Below are 6675 nucleotides of genomic sequence, written 5' to 3' on the forward strand. Positions count from 1 at the left end.
GGGGAGAGAGGGGAGAGAGGGGGGATGCCGCGGCATCCGCCCGATCAGAGCGAGATCTCGGCGATCGTCTCGCCGAACTCGGTCTCGCCCACGGGGGTGAAGCCGACGCGGCGGAAGAAGGCCTCGGGGCCGCCGTCGCCCGGCTCGTAGATGACGGTGAGACGGCTCGCGCCGCGCGTGCGCGCCTCGGCGAGCAGGCCGTCGACGGCGAACCGCCCGATGCCCTTGCCCTGGTCGTCGGCGTCGACGTTGATGCGCCAGAGCACCGAGCGGAAGTGGTCCTGGAGGGCGTCCGGGTCGAAGTTGCCGCTCACGAAACCGACCACATCGTCACCCTCGAGCACGACGCGCTGCCAGGTGGTGGTGGGGTTCACGACGGTCGCGGCGATGCCGTAGCTCACCGGTGCGAGGAACTGCTCCTGCCCGGGTTTCAGCGACAGATTGTTCACGGCCACAATGGTGGCGGCGGAGAGCTCTTCCAGACGGAGGTCGGCCATGGTCACAGGCTAGCCCCTGTGCGGGTGCGTCCCAACGCCTGTGTGCGAACCTCACAAGAAGGCCACGGATGCCGCCGCCACGGGGGGTCGCGGCATCCATGAATTCTCTTGATATCGAGATACTTTCTCCGTGCGATAGGCTGGTCCGCGGTCTGAGAAGCGCACGAGAAGTGAGGATCCACCGGTGGAGAAGATCAAGGTCGAGGGAACGGTCGTCGAGCTCGATGGCGACGAGATGACCCGCATCATCTGGCAGTTCATCAAGGACTCCCTCATCCACCCGTATCTCGATGTGAACCTCGAGTACTACGACCTCGGCATCGAGCACCGCGACGCGACCGACGACCAGGTCACGATCGACGCGGCGCACGCGATCCAGAAGCACGGTGTCGGCGTCAAGTGCGCCACCATCACCCCCGACGAGGCCCGCGTCGAGGAGTTCGGCCTCAAGAAGATGTGGAAGTCGCCCAACGGCACGATCCGCAACATCCTCGGTGGCGTGATCTTCCGCGAGCCGATCATCATCTCCAACATCCCGCGTCTCGTTCCGGGCTGGAACAAGCCGATCATCATCGGCCGCCACGCCTTCGGCGACCAGTACCGCGCGACCGACTTCCGCTTCGCCGGCAAGGGCACGCTGACCGTCGAGTTCACGCCCGAGGATGGCAGCGAGCCGCTGAAGTTCGAGGTCTACCAGGCACCCGGCGACGGCGTCGCCCAGGTGCAGTACAACCTCGACGCGTCGATCCGCGACTTCGCCCGCGCCTCGCTGAACTACGGTCTCGCGCGCAAGTTCCCGGTCTACCTCTCGACCAAGAACACGATCCTGAAGGCCTACGACGGCCGCTTCAAGGACCTGTTCCAGGAGGTCTACGACGCTGAGTTCAAGCAGGCGTTCGAGGCCGAGGGACTGCACTACGAGCACCGCCTCATCGACGACATGGTCGCCTCCTCGCTCAAGTGGGAGGGCGGCTACGTCTGGGCGTGCAAGAACTACGACGGCGACGTGCAGTCCGACACCGTCGCGCAGGGCTTCGGCTCGCTGGGCCTCATGACCTCCGTGCTCACCACCCCCGACGGCAAGATCGTCGAGGCGGAGGCCGCGCACGGCACCGTGACGCGTCACTACCGCCAGCACCAGCAGGGCAAGCCCACCTCCACCAACCCGATCGCCTCGATCTTCGCGTGGACCCGCGGCCTGCAGCACCGTGGCGTGCTCGACGGCAACCAGCCCCTCATCGAGTTCGCGGCCACCCTCGAGGATGTCGTGATCACCACGGTCGAGTCGGGCGCCATGACCAAGGACCTCGCGATGCTCGTCGGCCCTGAGCAGGCCTGGCAGACCACCGAGGACTTCCTCTCGACGATCGACGCGAACCTCAAGGCGCGCCTGGGCGCCTGAGACGTCACGACGAAGGGGGCGGATGCTGCGGCATCCGCCCCCTTCGTCGTGACGGGGGTCGACCCGGGCTCAGTAGTGCACGCTGACCTGCGTGCCGATCGGCGCCCAGGTGTAGACGAACTTCGCGTCGGGGATGCGCATGTTCACGCAGCCGTGGCTGACGCCGCGGATGCCGAACTCGTTGTGCCAGTAGGCACCGTGCAGCGCCTCGTCCCCGTTGAAGTAGGAGACCCACGGCACGTTCTTGGTGCAATAGGTCGAGGTCGCCGTGCACCCCATGTCCTGCAGTGCGATGTGCGCGTAGATGCGGAAGTTGCCCGTCGAGGTCGGCGTGGACGGCTTGCCGGGGGAGACCGGGTAGCTCGCGACGACCTGCCCGTTCTCGTAGAGCGTCGTGGTGAGGGTGGTCAGGTTGACGTCGATGTTGCGGCTCACCGTCTCGGTCTGGAACGCGGTCTCGGCGACCTGGAGACGGTAGACGCCGGCGTCGGGGGATGTGGTGGCCGACCCGAGCTGCGACGCGAAGGCGGCGGCGATGCCGGTGGTGTCGCCGATCGAGCGGCCATTCGTGCCGTCGTTCTCGGTGCCCAGCTGCTTGCCCTGGAGGTCGGTGATGATCTTGGCGTTCACGGGCGCGGTGTCGACCGCCGCGGCGAGTCCGTCGACGGCCTTCTGGATGCCGGTGCGGTCGGCGGTCACCGTGAGGGCGCCGTTCGCGTCGCTCACCGTCAGCCACGAGGCGACCGTCGCGGCGTCGAGCGGGACCGTGCGCTCCTCGCCGACATAGAAGCCGGCCGTGGAGAGCACATGGTTGAGGTTCGAGGCCACGGCGGTGGCGGCATCCGTCGTCACCGCGGGGCTGAGCGGCACGCGCTGGCCCGAGATCGTCGTCGCTGAGCGACCGTCGGTGAAGGCGCTCACGAGGGCGGCCGTCACGGCGGTCGCGTCGAGGCCGGAGCCTGCGACCGCCGGGGTCACGGTGTAGGCGCCGGATGCGCTGTCGAAGCCGACCGATGCATCGGTCGGCTCGGTGTTCTGGTCGGGGGCCGCGGCCGCGAGCACCTTGTGCACGGCTGCCGCGTCGACGGTCACGTTGACCGCGACCGGGGTGCCGTTCCACTGGGTGACGTTCCATGCGGGGCGGGTCTCGAACACCGACGAGGCGATCTCGGTGGCGTTCACCGTCGCACCCAGATCGGCACCGGTGACCGAGACGGTGCCCGCCGACGTCGTGATGTCGACCGTGGTCTCGGCGAGTCGCTGGGTGATGGCGGCGGCGGCGGACCCCGGCGTCATCCCGCCGACGGTGACACCGGCGACGGCGGTGCCCGGAGCGATGAGCACGAGCGATGCGGCGACGACCGCGACGACGGCGAGCGCGACGGCCGGCGCACCGATCCACCAGCCCAGGCGACGGCGCGCACGCGGCGGCTCGGCCGGCGCCCAGGCGTACTCGGGCTCCGGCGTGTGCGCGGACTCGTCGGACATCGGCAACCCCCTGCGATTCGTGCCTCCATGGTACGCGTGGGGCTGGAGGGGAAACGCCCGGTGAGGTCACATTCGCATCACACCGGGCAGGGGGTCAGGACACGCCGCAGACCTCGCCGAACCGCCGGAGCGCGCCCTGCATGTCGGCGGAGAGCCCGGCGAGGTCGTCGAGCTTGCTCGCGTCGCCGGCGGCCATCGCGGTCATGGCGTCGCCGACCGACGCGTAGAGCTCGATGAGTGGCACCACGGCCGCCGCGACCGCGTCGTTCGTGATCTGCGGCTGGGTGTCGCGCAGCCGCGCCGAGGCGTCGGCGAGAGCGGATGCCGCGGCCCCCGCGTCGCTCTGCTCGGAGACTCCGCTCCCCACGTCGGCGATCGTCGACGCGACGAGCGCGCAGGCCTCGGCGGTCGATTGGCCCGCGTCGCCGGGCTGGTCGACAGCGGTGCCGGAAGAGGCGGGCGCCGCGGTTCCGGTGCACCCGGCGGCGAGGAGGGCGACCACGAGGAGGAGTGCGGCGACCGCGCCGTTGCGGGCGCCGCGGCGGGGGGAAGCGGGCATGTCTCTGACCTCCAGACCGGGTCAGGCTACGGGCTCGCGCGGGAGCGTGTGCATCGTTCCCCACAGGCCCGTGGCGCCGGCACGGCCACGTAACGGTTGTGTTAATCGTCGGCGGCGCGGGAAGGAAATGCTTGCGTCAAGTTTGTTCGTAAGGTGTACTAACAAACATGACGACGACGGATGTCCCGCGCAGCCCCTCCGGGCACGAGGGAGCAAGTGCTCTCGCCTTCGCCCCCGGTCGTGCCCTCCGGTCGGGCGTCAAAGTGCTCCCCGAGCACGCGCGCGCCCACAATCGATCCCTCGTCCTCCAGACGCTCTACCACCAGGGCGCGATGAGCCGGGCCGACCTCTCGCGGGAGACCGGCCTCACCCGCGTCACCATCTCCGACCTCGTCGCCGAGCTCATCGGCGACGGGCTCATGATCGAGAAGGGCGTGCGGGAGGACTCCCGGCCCGGAAAGCCCGCGATCCTCGTCGACATCCACCGCGACGGGCACCGCATCGTCGGCCTCGACCTCTCCGGTGCCGACGTCTTCCTCGGTGCGGTGCTCACCCTCGACGGCGACATCGTCGCGCGCGCCGAGCGGCCGCATCCGTCTGACCCCGCCGAGGTGCTCCCCACCGTCATCGACCTCGCCCGCCAGCTCGTCGGCGAGGCACACGCCCCCGTGCTCGGCGTCGGCGTCGGCACCCCGGGCGTCGTCGACGACCGCGGCGTCGTGCTCACCGCCCCCAACCTCGGATGGGCCGGCTTCGACCTCGAGGGCGCCCTGAACGCCGCCCTCGACCTGCCCGTGCTCGTCGCCAACGACGCGAACGCCGCCGTGCTCGCCGAGTACACGTTCGGCGGCGCGGGCGACGACGTGCTGCTGGTCAAGGTCGGACGCGGTGTCGGCTCGGGACTGCTCGCGGGGGGTCAGCCCATGCGGGGCGCCCGCTTCGCCGCGGGCGAACTCGGGCACGTCACCGTCGGCACCGATGGCGGCCCCGTGTGCGCTTGCGGCAAGGTCGGCTGCCTCGAGGCGTGGCTCGCCGTGCCCGCGATCGAGGCGCGCATCGCCGCCGACCCGACCGCGGGCGACACCGTGCTGCGTGAGGCGGGCGAACGGCTCGGCATCGCGCTCGCCCCCGTCGTCGGGGTGCTCGACCTGTCGGAGATCGTGCTCTCCGGCCCCACTGAACTCCTCGGCGGTGTGCTTGCGCAGGCCACCGCCGAGGCCCTCCGCACCCGAACGCTCGCGCCCTTCCATGAGGGCGTGCGGGTGCGGATGACGGCGCAAGGCGCGGACATCGTCCTGCGCGGCGCCGCCGTCATGGTGCTGACCGCCCGGCTCGGAGTCTCGTAGCCGGCGGTCGACCAGGAAGCAGGCGGCATCCGTCGCCACCACCCACCACACCAGAGAGAACACAGAAGGACACCCATGAAGAAGTCCCTCGGAGCGGTCGCCCTCCTCGGCGCCGCGGCCCTCGCGCTCAGCGGCTGCGCCGGCAGCGGCAGCGGCGGGTCGACCTCCAGCGGCCCTGCGCAGATCCGCGTCTGGCTCGTCGGAACGGACACCCCCCAGGAAGCCCGCGATTACCTCGTGAAGACGTTCGAGGCGCAGAACCCCGGTTCGACGCTCGTCATCGAACAGCAGCAGTGGACGGGCCTCGTCGACAAGCTCACCACGAGCCTGTCGTCGAACGACACCCCCGACATCGTCGAGATGGGCAACACCCAGGCCGCCGCCTTCACCTCGAGCGGCGCCCTCGCCTCGCTCGACGACATCAAGGACCAGCTGGGCGGCAGCGACCTGCTCCCCGGCTTCGTCGAGGCCGGGACGTACGACGGCACGCTCTACGCCGCCCCGTACTACTCCGGTGCCCGCGTCGTGTTCTACAACACGGCCCAGTACCAGCAGGCGGGCGTGTCAGTGCCGACGACGCTCGATCAGTACATCTCGAACGCGCAGACCCTCGCCCAGAAGCTCCCGGGCGTCTCGGGCGTGTACTTCCCCGGGAAGGACTGGTACAACGCGCTGCCGTTCATCTGGGCGAACGGCGGCGACATCGCCACGCAGGACTCGAGCGGCAAGTGGACCGCCCAGTTCGAGAGCGACGCGTCGGTGAAGGGCCTCCAGCAGGTGCAGGAGCTCATGAAGACCTCGCTCGCCCCCAAGGACGGCGACGAGACCGACGGCTGGGTGCCCTTCCGCACCGAGAAGGCCGCGACCTACTCCGCCCCCAGCTGGGCGTACTGGTCGATCGTCGCGGACGAGAACAAGGCTCCCACGGCCCTCGCCAACACGACCGGCTACTTCGCCCTCCCGGGTGTCAGCGGCGGCGTCGCCCCCGTCTTCGCGGGCGGCTCGAACATCGGCATCGCGGCGAAGTCGCAGCACCAGGACCTGGCCAAGAAGGCGCTCGAGATCATGCTCGGCACCGACTACCAGGGCCTGCTCGCCAAGGCCGGGCTCGTGCCGGCGCGCACCTCGCTCGGCGGCCAGGTCGCCGCGGCCACGCCCGAGCTCGCGAAGGTGATCGCCTCGGCGGCCGCCAACGCGAAGCTCACCCCGGCCTCGCCCAAGTGGGCGGATGTCGAGGCCAAGGGCATCCTGCAGGACTTCTTCGTGCAGCTGGCCAACGGCGGCGACGCGAAGACCCTGGCGACCGCGCTCGACCAGCAGATCGACAGCATCCTCAACGGATGACCCACCCCGGGGCGCCCCGCATCGCGGGGCGCCCCGTTC

The 6675-nt window shown here is 70.1% G+C and carries 6 protein-coding genes; 3 read left to right on the forward strand and 3 right to left on the reverse strand.

The window, feature by feature from the left end; translation table 11 throughout:
* Nucleotides 1–44 precede the first annotated feature (44 nt).
* Nucleotides 45–497, reverse strand: a complete 453-nt coding sequence (locus RR49_RS00285; RefSeq protein WP_045245730.1) for a GNAT family N-acetyltransferase — start codon at nt 495–497, stop codon at nt 45–47.
* 184 nt (nt 498–681) lie between these two features.
* Here RR49_RS00285 and RR49_RS00290 point away from each other — a divergent pair, with 184 nt between their 5' ends.
* A complete protein-coding gene (locus RR49_RS00290; RefSeq protein ID WP_045245731.1) occupies nt 682–1899 on the forward strand; it encodes an NADP-dependent isocitrate dehydrogenase in 1218 nt (405 codons plus the stop codon).
* Nucleotides 1900–1968: 69 nt separating this feature from the next.
* Here the strand turns inward: RR49_RS00290 and RR49_RS00295 are convergent, their stop codons facing one another.
* Complete coding sequence (locus RR49_RS00295) at nt 1969–3387, reverse strand: L,D-transpeptidase family protein (protein WP_045245733.1); 1419 nt, start codon at nt 3385–3387, stop codon at nt 1969–1971.
* Nucleotides 3388–3481: 94 nt separating this feature from the next.
* The gene (locus tag RR49_RS00300) at nt 3482–3946 is read right to left on the reverse strand and encodes a hypothetical protein (protein WP_045245734.1); all 465 of its coding nucleotides are present in this window, start codon (nt 3944–3946) and stop codon (nt 3482–3484) included.
* A gap of 167 nt (nt 3947–4113) precedes the next feature.
* Here RR49_RS00300 and RR49_RS00305 point away from each other — a divergent pair, with 167 nt between their 5' ends.
* Nucleotides 4114–5292, forward strand: a complete 1179-nt coding sequence (locus tag RR49_RS00305) for an ROK family transcriptional regulator (RefSeq protein WP_045245735.1) — start codon at nt 4114–4116, stop codon at nt 5290–5292.
* 75 nt (nt 5293–5367) lie between these two features.
* Nucleotides 5368–6636 (forward strand): extracellular solute-binding protein, encoded by a 1269-nt coding sequence (locus tag RR49_RS00310; RefSeq protein WP_045245736.1) that lies wholly within the window; start codon nt 5368–5370, stop codon nt 6634–6636.
* Nucleotides 6637–6675: the final 39 nt, after the last annotated feature.

This window comes from Microbacterium ginsengisoli (assembly GCF_000956535.1).
In the GTDB taxonomy this organism is placed as follows: domain Bacteria; phylum Actinomycetota; class Actinomycetes; order Actinomycetales; family Microbacteriaceae; genus Microbacterium; species Microbacterium ginsengisoli.

What these genes read in the sequence shown, in the direction of transcription:
- RR49_RS00305 (WP_045245735.1), top strand. Translation starts at nt 4,114, where the DNA reads ATGACGACGACGGATGTCCCGCGCAGCCCCTCCGGGCACGAGGGAGCA.
- RR49_RS00285 (WP_045245730.1), bottom strand. Translation starts at nt 497, where the DNA reads ATGGCCGACCTCCGTCTGGAAGAGCTCTCCGCCGCCACCATTGTGGCC.
- RR49_RS00310 (WP_045245736.1), top strand. Translation starts at nt 5,368, where the DNA reads ATGAAGAAGTCCCTCGGAGCGGTCGCCCTCCTCGGCGCCGCGGCCCTC.
- RR49_RS00295 (WP_045245733.1), bottom strand. Translation starts at nt 3,387, where the DNA reads ATGTCCGACGAGTCCGCGCACACGCCGGAGCCCGAGTACGCCTGGGCG.
- RR49_RS00300 (WP_045245734.1), bottom strand. Translation starts at nt 3,946, where the DNA reads ATGCCCGCTTCCCCCCGCCGCGGCGCCCGCAACGGCGCGGTCGCCGCA.